At 56.2% G+C, this 16,974-nt stretch carries 15 protein-coding genes; 11 read left to right on the forward strand and 4 right to left on the reverse strand.

Annotated features, from left to right (window positions below; genetic code table 11):
• Nucleotides 1-70 precede the first annotated feature (70 nt).
• The 7 genes from ACQ3G7_RS12465 (at nt 71) to ACQ3G7_RS12495 (ending at nt 7,663) form a co-directional block, all read left to right on the forward strand.
• Nucleotides 71-1,477: an aminotransferase-like domain-containing protein gene (locus tag ACQ3G7_RS12465; protein ID WP_430890023.1), complete on the forward strand. Its 1,407-nt coding sequence runs from the start codon at nt 71-73 to the stop codon at nt 1,475-1,477.
• 347 nt (nt 1,478-1,824) lie between these two features.
• On the forward strand, nt 1,825-2,967 hold the full coding sequence (gene ydcS, locus ACQ3G7_RS12470; protein WP_430890024.1) for a putative ABC transporter substrate-binding protein YdcS: 1,143 nt from the start codon (nt 1,825-1,827) through the stop codon (nt 2,965-2,967).
• Between the two features lie 17 nt (nt 2,968-2,984).
• Complete coding sequence (locus tag ACQ3G7_RS12475; protein ID WP_430890025.1) at nt 2,985-3,998, forward strand: ABC transporter ATP-binding protein; 1,014 nt, start codon at nt 2,985-2,987, stop codon at nt 3,996-3,998.
• A 1-nt stretch (nt 3,999) separates the two neighbouring features.
• Nucleotides 4,000-4,935, forward strand: coding sequence for an ABC transporter permease (locus ACQ3G7_RS12480; protein ID WP_263100783.1), 936 nt, complete (start codon nt 4,000-4,002; stop codon nt 4,933-4,935).
• A complete protein-coding gene (locus ACQ3G7_RS12485; protein WP_263100784.1) occupies nt 4,925-5,719 on the forward strand; it encodes an ABC transporter permease in 795 nt (264 codons plus the stop codon). Before ACQ3G7_RS12480 ends, ACQ3G7_RS12485 begins: the two co-directional genes overlap by 11 nt.
• Before the next feature lie 25 nt (nt 5,720-5,744).
• On the forward strand, nt 5,745-7,169 hold the full coding sequence (patD, locus tag ACQ3G7_RS12490) for an aminobutyraldehyde dehydrogenase (RefSeq protein ID WP_430890026.1): 1,425 nt from the start codon (nt 5,745-5,747) through the stop codon (nt 7,167-7,169).
• 272 nt (nt 7,170-7,441) lie between these two features.
• Nucleotides 7,442-7,663 (forward strand): hypothetical protein, encoded by a 222-nt coding sequence (locus tag ACQ3G7_RS12495; protein ID WP_430890027.1) that lies wholly within the window; start codon nt 7,442-7,444, stop codon nt 7,661-7,663.
• A gap of 47 nt (nt 7,664-7,710) precedes the next feature.
• On the opposite strand, the gene ACQ3G7_RS12500 is transcribed toward ACQ3G7_RS12495, so the two are convergent.
• A complete protein-coding gene (locus ACQ3G7_RS12500) occupies nt 7,711-8,148 on the reverse strand; it encodes an ECs1072 family phage-associated protein (RefSeq protein ID WP_430890028.1) in 438 nt (145 codons plus the stop codon).
• A gap of 263 nt (nt 8,149-8,411) precedes the next feature.
• Here ACQ3G7_RS12500 and ACQ3G7_RS12505 point away from each other — a divergent pair, with 263 nt between their 5' ends.
• From ACQ3G7_RS12505 to ACQ3G7_RS12520, 4 genes are all read left to right on the forward strand, one after another.
• Nucleotides 8,412-8,705: a hypothetical protein gene (locus ACQ3G7_RS12505; protein WP_430890029.1), complete on the forward strand. Its 294-nt coding sequence runs from the start codon at nt 8,412-8,414 to the stop codon at nt 8,703-8,705.
• A 174-nt stretch (nt 8,706-8,879) separates the two neighbouring features.
• Nucleotides 8,880-9,053, forward strand: a complete 174-nt coding sequence (locus ACQ3G7_RS12510; protein ID WP_071890708.1) for a GhoT/OrtT family toxin — start codon at nt 8,880-8,882, stop codon at nt 9,051-9,053.
• An 86-nt stretch (nt 9,054-9,139) separates the two neighbouring features.
• Entirely contained in the window at nt 9,140-9,313 is a 174-nt protein-coding gene (locus ACQ3G7_RS12515) for a GhoT/OrtT family toxin (RefSeq protein WP_430890030.1), read from the forward strand.
• Nucleotides 9,314-9,374: 61 nt separating this feature from the next.
• Entirely contained in the window at nt 9,375-10,136 is a 762-nt protein-coding gene (locus ACQ3G7_RS12520; RefSeq protein ID WP_430890031.1) for an alpha/beta fold hydrolase, read from the forward strand.
• 36 nt (nt 10,137-10,172) lie between these two features.
• On the opposite strand, the gene ACQ3G7_RS12525 is transcribed toward ACQ3G7_RS12520, so the two are convergent.
• Genes ACQ3G7_RS12525 through ACQ3G7_RS12535 form a run of 3 tightly spaced genes read right to left on the reverse strand, consistent with a single transcriptional unit; the run spans nt 10,173 to nt 16,700 of the window.
• Nucleotides 10,173-12,347 carry a virulence factor SrfC family protein gene (locus ACQ3G7_RS12525; RefSeq protein ID WP_430890032.1) on the reverse strand — a complete coding sequence of 725 codons (2,175 nt, stop codon included), beginning with the start codon at nt 12,345-12,347 and terminating at the stop codon, nt 10,173-10,175.
• Complete coding sequence (locus ACQ3G7_RS12530) at nt 12,344-15,322, reverse strand: virulence factor SrfB (RefSeq protein ID WP_430890033.1); 2,979 nt, start codon at nt 15,320-15,322, stop codon at nt 12,344-12,346. Before ACQ3G7_RS12530 ends, ACQ3G7_RS12525 begins: the two co-directional genes overlap by 4 nt.
• A gap of 4 nt (nt 15,323-15,326) precedes the next feature.
• The gene (locus ACQ3G7_RS12535; RefSeq protein ID WP_430890034.1) at nt 15,327-16,700 is read right to left on the reverse strand and encodes an SrfA family protein; all 1,374 of its coding nucleotides are present in this window, start codon (nt 16,698-16,700) and stop codon (nt 15,327-15,329) included.
• Nucleotides 16,701-16,974 lie beyond the last annotated feature (274 nt).

A 16,974-nucleotide genomic window follows, 5' to 3' on the forward strand; every position in this document is an offset into this window, starting at 1 on the left:
CATAATTATAACAGGAGATGTTTTTTGTCGTAATATTCATAACTGATATGAAAAGGAACGCTCCCGTTATATGAAAAAATACCAGCGCCTGGCGCAGCAAATCAGTGAACAGATTGAACTGGGCATCTGGCGGCCGGGAGAGAAACTGCCGTCGCTGCGCGAGCAGGTCACCAGCAGCGGGCTGAGTTTTATGACCGTCGGCCATGCGTACCAGTTGCTGGAAAGCCAGGGGCGGGTGATTGCCCGCCCGCAATCCGGGTATTTCGTTGCGCCAGCGCCGGGCACGCCTCGCGCGCCGGAGACCAAAGTGACCCGCGATGAAGCGGTGGACATCAATACCTATATTTTTGACGTGTTGCAGGCAAGCTGCGATGCGTCCGTGTTGCCGTTCGGCTCCGCCTTCCCGGACCCCAAACTGTTCCCGATGCCGCAACTCAACCGCTCGCTGGCGAAAGTGAGCAAAAGCGCGGCCGCCATGAGCGTGATAGAGAACCTGCCGCCGGGCAACAGTCAGCTCCGTCATGCTATCGCCCGGCGTTATGCCCGCCAGGGAATCAACGTCTCGCCGGATGAAATCGTGATCACCGCCGGGGCGCTGGAGGCGCTGAATCTCAGCTTGCAGGCGGTCACGGAGCCGGGAGACTGGGTGATTATTGAAAGCCCGTGCTTTTATGGCGCATTACAGGCGCTGGAACGCCTGAAACTGAAAGCGCTGTCGGTGCCAACGGATGTGAAGGAGGGCATCGATCTGGATGCGCTGGCGCAGGCGCTGACGGAGTACCCGGTCAAGGCCTGCTGGCTGATGACCAACAGCCAGAACCCGTTGGGTTTTACCCTCAGCGCGGAAAAAAAAGCGCGACTGGTCGCACTGCTGGCGGCGCATAACGTCACGCTGATTGAAGATGATGTCTACAGCGAACTCTATTACGGCCGTGAGCAACCGTTGCCCGCCAAAGCGTGGGATAAACAGGAGATGACGCTGCACTGTTCCTCGTTTTCCAAGTGCCTGGTGGCGGGGTTTCGCGTGGGCTGGGTCGCCGCAGGTCGCCATGCGAGGCGCATTCAGCAACTGCAACTGATGAGCACCTTATCCACCAGTTCTCCGTTGCAACTGGCACTGGTGGACTATCTCTCTACCCACCATTACGACGCCCATCTGCGCCGCCTGCGCAGGCTGCTTGCAGAGCGTAAACACCTGGCCTGGCAGGCGTTACTGCGCCATTTACCGCCAGAGGTGAAAATTTACCGTAACGAGAGCGGCTATTTTTTATGGCTGGAACTGCCCGCCGGTCTGGATGCGGGCGTGCTGAGCCAGCGCGCACTGGCGCACCATATCAGCATTGCGCCGGGCAAAATGTTTTCGACCACGGATAACTGGCGATCGTTTTTCCGCTTTAATTGCGCCTGGTCGTGGAGCGATAAAGAAGAACGCGCGGTCATTCGTCTGGGGGAATTAATCCGCGACATGTTGAAATAAACGTCGGCAGGTTGTTCTTATTTTCTGAAGATCCCATTCTCATTTTAAAAATAGCGACGGGGTAAACAGAGGTTACGCCGTCATTATTTTCTGCGCTTTCGTTGTGCGTATTCATAGGAAATGTGAATAGCAACACAGATTAACGTGCCATCGCTAACCCCTTGTCTATACTCCAAAAGACGGCTCCCTACCATTTTCATAATTAACGTAATGCGGAGTCAGTCACATCCTGGCGAAATTTCTGATGGGCGACATTCAGCCTGTCAGGCCGCCGACTATTTTTAGTAAGGGAGATATATTTACGGCAAGGCTGCCGCTCATTTTTCATTGCGACAGGAGTAAAACCGATGAGCAAGAAATTTGCCCGCAGCAGCCTGTGTGCGCTGGGTATCACTGTGATGACAGCACACGCAGCCGTGCCAACGGAAGTGGGACCCGGAGAAGGGCGACTGGATATTATTGCCTGGCCGGGGTATATCGAGCGCGGCCAGACGGATAAGCAGTATGACTGGGTCAGCCAGTTTGAAAGCGACACGGGCTGCGCGGTGAACGTGAAAACCGCCGCCACCTCCGATGAGATGGTCAGCCTGATGGCGAAAGGCGGGTATGACCTGGTCACCGCCTCCGGCGATGCCTCGTTACGATTGATTATGGGCAAGCGTGTGCAGCCGATTAACACGGCGCTTATCCCGAACTGGAATACCCTCGATCCGAAGCTGGTGAAAGGCCAGTGGTTCAATGTGGAGGGCAAGGTTTACGGCACGCCCTATCAGTGGGGCCCGAACTTGCTGATGTACAACACCAAAACCTTCCCGACACCGCCCGATAGCTGGTCTGTGGTGTTTGTGCAGCAAAATCTCCCCGACGGTAAAAGTAACAAAGGGCGCGTACAGGCTTACGATGGCCCCATTTACATTGCCGATGCGGCACTGTTCCTGAAAGCCACGCAACCGCAGCTCGGCATCAGCGATCCCTACCAACTCACAGAAGCGCAGTACCAGGCGGTATTGAAAGTGCTGCGCGACCAGCATCTGTTGATCCACCGTTACTGGCATGACACCACCGTGCAAATGAGCGACTTCAAAAATGAAGGCGTCGTGGCCTCCAGCGCCTGGCCGTATCAGGCCAATGCCCTGAAAGGCGAGAACCAGCCTGTCGCCACCGTGTTCCCGAAAGAAGGGGTAACCGGCTGGGCCGACACCACCATGCTGCACGCACAGGCGAAACATCCAAACTGCGCCTACAAGTGGATGAACTGGTCGCTAACGCCAAAAGTCCAGGGGGATGTGGCGGCCTGGTTTGGTTCACTGCCGGTGGTGCCACAAGGGTGTAAAGCCAGTGCCTTGCTGGGCGAAAACGGCTGTGAAACGAACGGCTACAGCTTCTTCGACAAAATCGCCTTCTGGAAAACGCCGGTGGCTGAAGGCGGTAAATATGTGCCTTATAGCCGCTGGACGCAGGATTACATCGCCATTATGGGCGGCCGCTAATCTGCCGGGAGCGACGCATGACTGATGCAGTAGAGTTTCAGGATGTCTCCCGCCTGTATGGCGACATTCGGGCGGTGGACGGCGTGAGCATTGCCGTCCGCGATGGGGAGTTTTTCTCGATGCTGGGGCCATCCGGCTCCGGCAAAACCACCTGCCTGCGGCTGATTGCCGGTTTTGAGCAACTGAGCGGCGGGGCGATCCGCATTTTTGGGCGCGAAGCCAGCGAACTGCCGCCGTGGGAGCGGGATGTGAACACCGTTTTCCAGGATTACGCGCTGTTTCCGCATATGTCGATCCTCGACAATGTTGCCTACGGATTGATGGTCAAAGGGATGGAGAAAAAACAGCGCCACGCCCGCGCCCATGAGGCGCTGGATAAGGTGGCGCTCGGCTTTGCGCACGCTCGCAAACCTTCGCAACTCTCCGGCGGACAGCGCCAGCGTGTGGCCATTGCCCGTGCGCTGGTGAACGAACCCCGGGTCTTACTGCTGGATGAACCGCTGGGCGCACTGGATCTCAAGCTGCGCGAGCAGATGCAACTGGAGCTGAAAAAGCTACAGCAGGATCTGGGTATCACCTTTATTTTCGTGACCCACGATCAGGGGGAAGCGCTATCGATGTCTGACCGGGTGGCGGTGTTCAATAATGGCAAAATTGAACAGATAGACACGCCGCGCGAACTCTATCTGCGCCCGCGCACGGCGTTTGTCGCCAGCTTTGTCGGCACCTCGAATGTGTTTGATGCGGCACTGGCGGGGAAACTGTGCGGCATGCAGGGCGCATACTCTCTGCGCCCGGAGCATATTCGACTGAACGCGCCGGGTGATATCGAAGTCGACGCAATCGTGCAGGCGGTGCAATACCAGGGGGCGTCAACCCGCTTTGAACTGGCGCTGAACGACGGCGTCAGACTGCTGGTCAGCCAGGCCAATCTCTCCGATGCGTTATTACCGGAGACGCTGGCACCGGGGAAAGCGGTGCGGGCTGCGTGGTCGCGGGACGCGATGGTGCCACTACAGGGAGCGGGGTGAGATGGAGATGAGCGTCACCGGCAGGTCGCCGCACCGCGCCAGCCTTAGCGGACTATTCTGGCGTAAACCGCTACTCGGGTTGTTGCTGTTACTCCTTGGCCCCCTGATGTGGTTTGGCATTGTTTACCTTGGTTCGCTACTGACCCTGCTGTGGCAAGGTTTTTACACCTTTGACGATTTTACGATGTCGGTCACGCCGGACCTCACACTGGCGAACCTGCTGGCGCTGTTTAATCCGGCCAATTACGACATCATTGTGCGCACACTGATGATGGCGGTTTCGGTTACCGTGGCGAGCGCAATTCTCGCTTTCCCGATGGCGTGGTATATGGCGCGCTACAGTCGCGGAAAGTGGAAAGCTTTTTTCTATATTGCGGTGATGTTGCCGATGTGGGCGAGCTATATCGTAAAAGCCTACGCCTGGACACTGTTGCTGGCAAAAGATGGCGTCGCTCAGTGGTTTTTAAACCACCTTGGGCTGGAGCCGGTACTGGCGGGGCTGCTTTCGCTGCCTGCGATTGGCGGCAATACGCTTTCTACATCTGGTCTTGGGCGGTTTCTGGTGTTCGTCTATATCTGGCTGCCGTTTATGATCCTGCCGATTCAGGCTGCGCTGGAGCGTCTGCCGCCGTCGCTGTTGCAGGCGTCGGCGGACCTGGGCGCGCATCCCCATCAGACCTTTCGTTATGTGGTGTTGCCGCTGGCGATCCCCGGCGTGGCAGCCGGGTCGATATTTACCTTCTCGCTGACGCTGGGGGATTTTATCGTCCCGCAACTGGTGGGGCCGCCGGGCTACTTTATTGGCAACATGGTCTATTCCCAACAGGGGGCGATAGGCAATATGCCGATGGCCGCCGCATTTACGCTGGTGCCGATCGTGTTAATTGCTGTCTATCTGGCGTTTGTCAAACGCCTGGGAGCCTTTGATGCACTCTGACCGCGCACCGTTTTTGCTCAAAGTCGCCACCTGGGGCGGCGTTATCTTTCTCCATTTCCCGCTTTTGATTATCGCCATCTATGCTTTCAATACGGAGGATGCGGCATTCAGTTTCCCGCCGCAGGGCTTTACGCTGCGCTGGTTCGGCGTAGCAGCGGCGCGGGGCGATATCCTTGATGCAGTGACACTGTCACTGCAAATTGCCGCACTGGCGACGGGTATCGCATTGATTCTTGGCACACTTGCTGCAATGGCGTTATGGCGCAGTGACTTTTTTGGTAAGAGCGCCATCTCGCTATTGCTGCTGTTGCCCATTGCGCTGCCGGGCATCATTACCGGCCTGGCGCTGTTAACCGCGTTTAAAACGGTCAACCTCGAACCCGGCTTTTTCACCATTGTGGTGGGGCATGCGACCTTTTGCGTGGTGGTGGTGTTTAACAACGTCATCGCCCGTTTCCGGCGCACCTCCTGGAGCCTGGTGGAGGCGTCAATGGATTTAGGCGCGAATGCCTGGCAAACCTTTCGTTATGTGGTGCTGCCGAATCTCGGTTCGGCGCTGCTGGCGGGGGGAATGCTGGCGTTTGCGCTGTCGTTTGACGAAATCATCGTCACGACCTTTACCGCGGGCCACGAGCGCACCTTGCCGCTGTGGTTGCTTAACCAGCTTGGCCGCCCGCGCGATGTGCCGGTCACAAATGTGGTTGCGCTGCTGGTGATGCTGGTCACCACCGTGCCTATTCTCGGCGCCTGGTGGCTAACCCGTGATGCGGAAACCGGCAAATAACTGACAACGCTGAAAGGACAGAACTATGCAACATCAATTGTTTATCAATGGCGAACTGGTTAACGGCGAAGGCGAGAAACAGGCTGTCTACAACCCGGCCACCGGCGAGGTGTTGCTGGAGATCGCGGAAGCCTCGCCAGCCCAGGTCGATGCGGCGGTGCAGGCGGCAGACCGCGCTTTTGCCAGTTGGGGGCAAACCACGCCAAAAGCGCGGGCGGAGTGCCTGCTGCAACTGGCGCAGGTAATTGAAGATAATGCCGATACCTTTGCCCGCCTTGAATCCCTCAACTGCGGTAAACCCTTTCATTGCGTGCTGAACGATGAACTGCCCGCCGTGGTGGATGTGTTCCGCTTCTTTGCGGGCGCAGCACGCTGCCTGAACGGGTTAGCGGCAGGCGAATACCTGGAAGGGCACACGTCGATGATCCGTCGCGATCCGATTGGCGTTGTCGCGTCGATTGCGCCGTGGAACTACCCGCTGATGATGGCAGCGTGGAAGCTGGCTCCGGCGCTGGCGGCCGGTAACTGTGTGGTGATCAAACCGTCGGAAATTACCCCGTTAACCGCACTGAAACTGGCTGAACTGGCAAAAGATATTTTCCCGGCGGGGGTACTGAACGTCCTGTTTGGCCGGGGGAAAACCGTTGGCGATCCGCTAACCGGCCACGAAAAAGTGCGCATGGTGTCGCTGACGGGATCTATCGCGACCGGTGAACACATCATCGGGCACACTGCGTCATCCATTAAGCGCACGCACATGGAGCTGGGCGGCAAAGCGCCGGTCATTGTGTTTGATGATGCCGATCTGGATGCCGTGGTGGAAGGTGTGCGTACGTTCGGTTTTTACAACGCCGGTCAGGATTGCACTGCGGCGTGCCGTATCTACGCGCAGAAAGGCATTTACGCGGCACTGGTGGAAAAACTGGGTGCAGCGGTCGCCAGCCTGAAAATGGGCGTACCGGAGGAGGCCACAACGGAGCTGGGGCCACTTAGCTCCGCAGCACACCTTGCCCGGGTGAGCAAAGCCGTGGATGACGCCAGGGCTCTGAGCCATATCCGCGTCATTACCGGCGGCAATAAAGGCGAGGGTGCAGGCTACTATTACCAGCCGACGCTGCTGGCGGGCGCAAAGCAGGAAGACGCCATTGTGCAACGCGAAGTGTTTGGGCCAGTGGTCAGCATGACCGAGTTCGACAGCGAAGAGCAGGTACTGGGCTGGGCGAATGACTCGCAGTATGGCCTGGCGTCTTCAGTGTGGACGAAAGATGTCGGACGGGCGCACCGTCTGAGCGCGCGGCTGCAATATGGCTGCACCTGGGTCAATACGCATTTTATGCTGGTGAGTGAAATGCCGCACGGTGGGCAGAAACTCTCCGGTTATGGCAAAGATATGTCGCTGTATGGTCTGGAAGACTATACCGTGGTGCGTCACGTGATGATCAAGCATTAACAGAATTACCGGCAGCCAGGGAAGGCTGGCCAAATCCTTATCTTTTTGAGGTATATCTCATAGTCTATTTTCGTGCTGTTATTATGTGCAAGAAACTGGTTTAATCATCATCAGCCACCAGCGGAATGGCAAAATATAAGCTTTTAAATAATACCGCACTCAGACATCTTCGTTGCCCTGTCACATTAATGTCATTAACGCGACAACTCGCAGTCATTGCTGCCTTCGATAATGTCTGGCTTTTAAAAAAATCAGGCAGGGGAAATATACCTATGAGTAAAATAGTGGTCGTGCTCGGTCCGGGCGGGACGTCTGAGTTTCTGACGGTTGCAGACGGCGAAACCTCTATTCCGTGGGCGCTGGAAGGGCTCAATGGCGGTGCGACAAGCGGTGCCATGCCTATCGAAACCTATTATTGTGAAGGTGAAGAGTTTTATTTTGCACGCATCGAGAATATGTTGCATAGCGAAGTGATGTCAGCGCCGCTCAATTAAAAATAAAGGGCTCATCAGAGCCCTTGTTATTATAATAATTCGCATGCTTATCTTTTCAAAAACACTTCATTTTCGCGAGGGGCCCAGTCCTTCTCCGAAAAATCATAGGTTGGCAGTGGCTCGTCTTTGATGCCCTGGGAACGTAACACGGCGCGAACTTCCGTTGGTAAGTTTTCATCGCGGAATAATTCAGCCAGCACAAACATGACGTCGAGAAAAGAGAGCTGCTTTATTTCAAAGGGTTTCCAGCCGGTGCGTTTGTGAATCAAATGATACAATGCTTCTTCACCAGCGAGCGGCACGAAACTGCTGGCATATTTTTCCCGATGGCGCGCGAGTAGCGATTCAAGAATAAATATCTGCGCAGTACGCTGGCGGGCTGCATGCGCCCGTGGACTGTCAGTGGTCACATCGTTGTACGTTATGTCATTGTTTTCACGTACCCGAACTTCTATGGCTTGCCACAGATCGTCGTATTTCTGCATAACCTTACCTTGTTTTCCTGAAGTATGACTTGCTGGTAGACAATAACAGAGTTACGCGATCGTCGCCAAACTCCAGCGGGCTATTCTACAGCGTCACTGATATTTTAATTTGCCCTTAAGTTAAATTAGCCCACCACCCGCAATGCCTCTGTTTTTTTAAATCATGTCGCCGTAAAAACCCGCAAAATAATTTGCGTTTAATCAATGCTTATTCATTATATGAATAATAATGTGAAGACTCATACCTTCTCCGGATACGAATAATGAACAGGAATGCAGTGTTGTGCGGGGTGATCGCGGCCGTGAGTTTGCTGATGGCATCGGAAGGGTTGTCAAAAACACAAGCGCTTTCCGACGCGCAGGTTAAAAAAGAGATTATCGCCGAATCGATTGCCGACTACCCTGGCCCTTGCGCGTGCCCTTATAACCAGGCGCGTAATGGCAGTGCGTGCGGCAAACGCAGCGCATGGAGCAAAGCGGGGGGTTATTCCCCCATTTGCTATGCCGACGAAGTGACGAAAGAGATGATTAAAACATGGCGCGAACGCCAGCGGTGATCCGTTCGTTACGGGTAAGTCGGGTGAACAGGTCATCCGGCTTTTTTATACCTCTCAGAAGGTTAGATCAAAATACGCAGTATCCTGGCTTTACGCGTAAGTAATTAAACTTGATATACATCAACAAAAAGAGCATATTGCGCACGTTTTGTTACTTTCTGGTTAATGTTTGCTATGTCGCTCTATCAAAAAATGTTGGTTTTTTACGGTGTTATGGCGCTGATTTGCGCATTCATTACCTGGTTTCTTTCCCACGATCGCAAACGCATTCGTCTGCTGAGCGCTTTTTTAGTGGGCTCCACCTGGCCAATGAGTTTCCCGGTGGCGTTATTGTTTTCTCTCTTCTGAGTAAAGCGTGACGCTGAAAACACAAAAATCTTAAAAAAAGTGCAACATATGCCGCGGATGTTTTACCTAAGGACAGGAGACAGACGTTGGAATTATATACAAAGCTACTTATTTTTTACGGTGTTATGGCGGTCGTGTCCGGTTTAATAACGTACTTCCTTGCTAGCGATACCCGCAAAATTCGTCTTCTTAGCGCCTTTTTAGTGGGCGCAACCTGGCCCATGAGCCTGCCTGTCGCCTTGCTTATCTCATTGCTTTAAGTTGACTCGCCATTTGAATGATGCTGTATATAATTACAGTATCACGACGAAGGAGAGACAAATGAACAGTTTTTATTCGCACCAGGCACAAGGGTGGGTTCGCTGGCAGGATCTGCCAGGTCACGGCGATCCGGTGGTTTTTATACATGGACTTGGCTGCGCATCCTCTTATGAATACCCGCGCGTGGTGAGCGATCCGGCGTTCGGCGGCAGGCGCGCGATCCTCATCGATCTGCCAGGCAGCGGTTACAGCGAACGACCGGCGAGTTTTTCCTACCGGACCAGCGAACAGGCGAAGGTCATTGTGGAACTCCTTGAACATTTGCAAATCGACGCATGCTGGCTGTACGGCCACAGCATGGGCGGCAGCATTGCCATTGAAGTGGCGGCGATGATCCCACAACGCATTAACGCGCTGGCAGTTTCCGAGCCCAATTTTCATGCCGGCGGCGGGGCGTTCAGCCGGGTGATTGCCGCTGAAGAGGAAGCCGAATTTGTCACCTGCGGCTACGCCACGTTATTAGGTCAGGAGAAAACGCCGTGGGCAGGCAGCCTGCAAAGTAACGCGTCCTGGGCGGTGTGGCGCGGCGCGAAAAGTCTGGTTGACGGTATTGAACCGTCCTGGATGGCACTGTTTAGCCGCTTTTCCCGGCCAAAAACGCTGATTTTTGGTGAGTTATCGCTGCCGGATAACGATGCCCAACAGGTGTTGGATCAAGGTATAGCGGTGCGGATCATTCCGCAGGCGGGGCACTCCATGTCGTGGGAACAGCCGGCTGCGCTGGCAGGTGCGCTGAGCGCCTTTATTGCTGAACATGCGTAAAACACCCCGGCGCACCTGCATGGCCAGGGTGTTTTTTTAAGGCAGTAAGGTTTTGAGTTTTTTACGCGCGGCGGCAGAGACATCCAGCGGGTGGCTGTAGCCAATGTTTTCTGTCGCGCGGTGATAAAGGGCAACCAGCCAGTCGTAAACATAGCGTGTCGCCGCATGCACCGGCTGCTCGCTGAGTTTGGTTAAGCGGGCATCATTCACGCTTACCGCACCGCTGGCAAAAATGGTACTGCCTTTTTGTACGCGGCTGGCCGGGCGTTTGTCTTCCGGCACATCGGCATAGCCCAGCCAGGCGACAAAGTTTCCTATCGCGGCGTACAACTGTGCGGCGCAGGCGGTATCGCGCTGCATCACTTTTTGCAGTTGCTCCGGCAGGTTAAGGCGATAGCTACTGATAATGACCGTCTCCGCCATGTGCCGCAGAGCAGCAGGGGAAATACCAAGGCGTGCAGCGTTGTCGTCGTTACGGCTCCACTGGCGAACATGATTCACCCACAGCGCATGCGCCTGCTGCCCAACATCTTTCGCGATCGGTTGTTGCTCCGTGTTTTCAGCGGACTCGGCAAACAGGTCGATAGACTCATTAAACAGGCCGCTGACTTTCTCTTCGCGGGGCTGCTGAACTTTCCACAGCGTATCGAACTGCTGCATATCCGGCAGTAAGCCTTCAAGCAACTCACCGTGACGTGACGCCTGGCCTTGCAGTTCACGTACCACCGATTCCGCACGCGCACGCTGCACCGTGACTTCTCTGACCGGTGCAGCGGCCCAGCTTTGCAGCAGATCGCGCAGCGTTTGTTGATGGCGTTCGGTCAGCGCTTTCAACCGGTTCTGGCGCAGACCCGGTGCGGTTGCTTGCGCCAGCCATTCCAGCAGGCGTTGCAGACTGCTGGCATCCAGTGCCTGCAATGTGCCCCAGTGCTGACCCGGTTTGCCAATTAATTGCTGAACGGCTTCGTCGAGGTTTTGTGCCTGGGTAAAACGGGCGTCCTGCGGCGTAATGGCCCAGACCAGACCCGGTAAGGCGGCTTCCTGGCCGGACTGCGTCTCTTTTACCCAGTTCAGCAGCGCACGTGCTGTTGCGCCTGTCGCCGCGCGTTCTGCGGTGGCATTACAGATCATCAGCACATCCGGTTGCAGGCGCTGGCGATAATTATCCAGCAGCCAGCGGCATTTACTGCGCCACAGCGGTTGCCCCTCCTGTAAACCCGGGGTCGGGATATCGAGAATATCCACCGAGGGCAGCACGCTGTTTTCCACCGGCAGCACCAGTTCACGGGTGATCAGGGCAAGGGTTGCCAGCGGCACGCTCACCGCGTTTTGCAACTGGTCGTTAGACCAGGGGTGCACCACCACTTCGTCCTGAATCTCTTCAGAGCCGTGTTCCGCTGGGGTAAGAAAACCGTCCGTCGGCAGGGCAAAATTATCCACCAGTACGCTGAGCGGGGCGGCCAGTTCGCTGGCATTGCCGGTCTGATGCAGCGTATGGGCCAGCGACAACCACTGTTGCGTCAGCTCTTGCTGTTCACCCCACAGCAGCGACCAGGCGCTGGCGCGGGCGGTGAGATCCAGCGACGGCAGCAGAGAAGCGAACTGATGCCATAACGCATCGTCCATTTGTTGCAATGATGACGGCACCACCGAACGCCAGAAACGGGCAATCGCACCGATCTCCAGCGCCGAAATACCGGGAACCGCATTGGGCTGACGCAGGGTGCGCCATTTGGCGACCCGATCTTCAATAACGGATTTGTCCACGGCGCGCAGTTCCGGCTGCTGGCGGGCATGGGCGATAAACACCTGCACCAGTTCGGCTTCGCTAAGAATGCGCAGACGCAGCGGGAAACTGTCATCCATTCCGCTTGCGCGCGGGCTAAAACGCAGCGCCATGCTGGTCAGCCCGTGTCCCGGATTGATATGGGTGAAGTAGTCCAGCGTTTTGTCGCCAGGGCGCACATTCAGCCGCCCGTTACCGCTGCCGCACAGGGCATTGAGCAAATGGGCTTTCGCCGCTTGTGAATGACCATACAGCCCGACGGTGCAAGGGGCATCCACCGCCTCTTTTAAGGCTGATTCTTCAGCAGCGGCAGTGGTCAGGCGCGCCAGCAGCGCGTCGGCGTCGTCGTCCAGCAACGGCGATAGCAGGCGGTTTTCGTTGATCCATGCCGTCAATGCCTGGGTGGTCTTTGCGCTTGCACTCATTTCAGGTACACACTCCCGCTGTCGATCCAGTAATGGCTTCCGCTATGGCGGCGGTCGGCCAGCGTATTCAGTTTAAAAGTTAACGCATCGGCGGCCACGGGCGTGCCGTCCTGCAACCAGGCTTCGCTGAGAGTGAAGGATTCCGGCCCGTGATGTTTGTTACCACCGCTGAATTTCAGACGCACGTTCAGGACACCGTCTCCGGCAATGGCTTTCGCCAGCTCCTGGGAGTTAATGCTCAGCGTATAAAGCGGGGTGGCCGGCCAGCGGGCGTTTGCCAGTTGGCGGAACCCCAACGTCACATTTCCGCGTAGCGGGAAGTGTAAACGCGCGTCCAGCTTCGCGCCCGGCTTGTCTAAATCAATATCGTGATACCAGATATTCTCGTCGCGCAGGGTGTTGACCACGTTATCCAGCACCCCGAGATAGCGCACGGTAGAGTAGGCGCCAATGTCCGCTGCTTTAAAGTTAAAACGCGGCAGACGCAAATCCAGCGCCAGGCTACAGAGCATCGCGCCAACGGCTGCGGTGGATTTCGGGTTGCCGATTTTGCCTTGCTGGCTGAACGGATACCACTCATGCACGCGGTATTTATCCAGCCATACCATCCGGTTGACCGGCACCGGTTGTAAGTGGCGGATCAGCGCTTGTACCCCAGGCAGACAGCCAGGACGGCCGGTAATGAGCAGCACGTCGCAGCAATAATGACTGATGGCTTCACACACCGCGTGGAGTGGCGCGGTAAGGGTGAATTGCCCGGCCAGCATGGCATCCTGTAACTCTTTGAAATTCACCTGTAACGGAACATCCAGCACATCAAATTCAGCAGAGCCGGCGGGCAGCGCATGATCAATGGCCTGTTTCAGGTAGTTCATCACGTTGCGGGTTGGCTGTTGGCTGAGCAACTCGCCAAAGGTGGCGTGCAACCCGGCCAGCGGATCGTTAATGTCGCTCTCTTCCCAGGCGGCAAGAATGGCGTGGCCGACAGGCATAAAGAGTTGCAGCGTGGTTTGCTGGCGCAATACCGCCTGGGTATCAATGCGCCCGGAATCGCCAAACAGGGTCGCCATAATCGCGGCGGCATCGGTGATCCCGGCTTTTTGCATCTGTGTTTGCAGTGCGGGCAGAACGCAACGCTGAATAACGTCCAGCAGAATGTCGTCCCCGGCCACTTTAAAACCTTCGCGGAACAGCAGCTTCGGTGTGATTTTTACGTTGCTGCCGGTTCCGTCATCCAGTTGATAATGGGTGATCGCCATATCCGTGGTGCCGCCGCCGATGTCCACTGAGGCAACGCGCAGCGAACGGCCAGGTGTTACATCCGGCGCGTCGGTGCGATCCGGGCGGGCGGTGGAGGCAAAGAACGTTTCGGTTTGCCCGGCAAAACGGGAGATGGCTTCGTTGTACAGCCACACCAGTTGCCCGCAACTGGCTTCATCCCACTCCATTTGAATATGCGGCACCGGAACAACGCTTTTTTCCTGCTGTTTACGGTTAGCGAAATCTTCATCCTGCGGGTGCCAGCCCATGGCTTTCCAGACCAGCGCGATAGCTTCAAACATCCGGCGGCGGAAAATTTCCCGCTCCTGTTTTGGCATTGCTGAGGGCAGGGTCAGAATGATGGTGCGCAACTGGCGCGGCGAGGCCGGGAAACCAAGACGCAAGCGCGTGGCAACGCTGTTGATCTGCCCGAGCGCTTGCGCCAGCAGTTCACACAGCATGTGGGTCATCAGCGTGCTGCGGCTGTATTGCGGTGAAAAGACCGGCAGGCGCTCATCCAGCGGCAGGCTGTACAGCGGCTGGCCTTCGTCATTCATCAGGTTCATCAGCGGGAATGCGGTCGCCAGCGGTTCACGCTGGGTTTTGCTGTTCATCTGGCTAAAGCGCCAGTCCTGCAAAACCGGGGTTTCGTCCCACAAATAGCGGCGCGGGCTGGAGATCCCGCTGTTGCCTTCGGTGCCCAGACGTTGCATCGCCAGTTTGCGGGCTTCATCGCCCACGCGCACGATAGAGGGCCAGATAAACGCATCTTCACGCCCGCTTTCGACGGAAAAATGTTGCTTACCGAAGCGGGCTTCAGAGAACTCAAGACGGCTGGTGAACAGCGGCTCATTGAGGAACTGCGGTTCGCTCAGGGAGCGCACCTGCAGTTCGGCAGTCTGACGCAGACCATCGTTAGCATCACCATGATCTTCGATGATCACGCCACAGGTATGGGTGTTGCCGACATCCAGAATCAAATCCACCGGAATCGCCGGGGTGCTCAACGTATGGGTGACAATCTTCACTTCCGGCACCTGCAACTGCGTACCGAGCAGGGTCATCAGGTTCAGCCAGTGCGCCTGGTACTCAAAACCGCGCAGCGCCTGGTTGATGTCGCGCTCGCTACGGTTTTCATTTTGCGTGGCCTGCTGAAAAGCTTCACGCAGCCAGCCGTCGACCCAGGTTTGATCGAGAAAATCCGCCACTTCGTCATCGCGCCAGGCAAGAGAGAAGCGGGTGCCGTTAAGAATATCGTTTTCCAGCGGCGCAAGGCTGCCGGGGGAGAGATCGTTAATCTGGCTGTCGAGCGCCAGCGCCACGCGGTGCGTATTGCCTGCGCTGTCCGGCTCGCTCAGTTTGCGGATCTGCACGCGCGCCCAGTTATCCGGGCCTTCAACAAAGGTGCGCGGTGGGTTGAAGCGTAAAAAAGGAATCGGTAGCCAGACGCCGTCCAGCAGCGCCAGCGAATACTGCAACGCGTGGGTGCTTTCCGGTTTCACCACTTCCGGTTGACCGCCGTCGCGACCGGGCAGGGTAAAGCGCCCGTTCAGCAGGTCGAAATCCAGACGCAGCAGCGGGCCGTTGGCGGTTTTACGAACGAACCGGCCGCTGTTCGCCGGATCTTGCGGCGTCAGGCCGAAATCAAGAAATTGCACGCCGCTGTTGGCAATCAGCGTCACGCTCTGTTTGTAGTCGCAAAGATTAACCAGCATAAACTCAGTCACCTGTTTTTCTGAACGTCACCGGAACGGTGGTTTTGGCGTCAAAACGCGCGTTACATTCCGCGACGTCATTGGTGCTTGCTTTACAGGAAATGTCCGGCATCGGGTAGCGGGATCCGTCACTGCAACGTGCGTTGCCGCGGCTCTTAATCATCAGTTCACCGGTGTCGTGCAGACCGGAGTAAAGATCCGCGCGGCAAGTAATGTTCTTACCGTGAACAATGCGCGCCGTGCCTTTATTGTTCTGGATCTGGAAACGTACGGCAGGGGCTTTGCCGGTTTCCGGATCTTTAACGTCCAGCGCCACGCGCCAGTTGCCGTTAAGGAAGCGCGTAGAGCCAATTTTCACCTGCAGGGCGTCCATCACCAGCGCATCTTTTGGAATGGCGTTGATCACCACCGGCTCTTTCTCTTCGCGCGGTTCCGGCGCTTTCTCTTCCGCACGCACTTCCGCCTGGTGCAGCGGCAGACTTGCCGCCAGCATCGGTGCAGCCTGTATCGGTTTTGGCGCAATCGCCACCGGGGCGGGCTGCGGCATGGCAGGCTCTGGCGCAGGAGCTTGCGTCGTTTGTTGATTGAGGATTAACGGCGCAGCAACGGCAATAGCGACAGCCGCCACAACCGGCAATGCCCACAGACCATAACGACGGCGTTTCTTCGCTGCCGGGGCAGGTGCTGGCTCCGGGGCAGGAGATGGAGATGGAACGGGGTCCGGGGCCACAGCCGGCGCAACGTTTTGCACAGGCGGCGCGGGTGCGGGCTGGGGTTTGATTTCCGGCGCAGGCGTCAACAGCGGTTCATCCGCATGGCTGAATGTCACGGCGACCGCAGGCTCTTCCTCTTCAGGTTCAGGTTCCGGCGGCAGAATAATGACCGGCTCTTCCTCTTCCTGTTGGCGCAAACATTCGAGCACATCCTCACGGGCGCTCTCGTTCAGGTTGACGAACCCCCAGAAGGTGATGACCGGTTTGCCATCGACCAGGAAAACATGGTTTTCGCCGGGAAACTGTAATGCCTTTTCCAGCAGAGAGCCAAATAACTGCTGCGCCGTTTTTGGCGATTGCATGCATTTGCGGCTCAGCGCGGCGGCGCTATCCAGCGTGCTTTCGAGGTAGCGCAGTGCTTTAAAACGCGCGTCTTCATCGGCGGCTTTCCACGAGACCGAACGCCCATCAACGGGCGAGTACCAGTCAACGCGATCGCCTTCATCATTAACCTGGGGAATCGCCAGGCAGTCTACCAGCGCCTGCTGCTTACGCAGACGGAGTGCTTCACGAATTTGCAATGCCGAATCAAATACGGCCTGACCGCCGCCGCCAACGGCCTGGAAATCATCCAGATCACCGCTGCGCAAGAGAGTTTTTGCCACGTTTTCATCCCATAGACTTCTTCACGCGTCTACTCTACGCAATGCCATAGCAAGTAAACGGCAGAAGAAAGCTCAAAACCATTGAATTCTCGACGCATTGATACCGTCGAATCGACTTGACGGCACGGAAAACACTTAACATAAATTTTAATGTTAATCATGGTGGATATTTCAGCGAAATCAACTGCTTTAGAATAATCTGAGTATGAATCGTTATTTGCCAGTTTTCCGGCGCTGTGCTGTGATTACGGCTCCATATAAAAAAGAAGGTTCC

This window comes from Kosakonia sp. N21 (assembly GCF_050587465.1).
Taxonomy (GTDB): Bacteria; Pseudomonadota; Gammaproteobacteria; order Enterobacterales; family Enterobacteriaceae.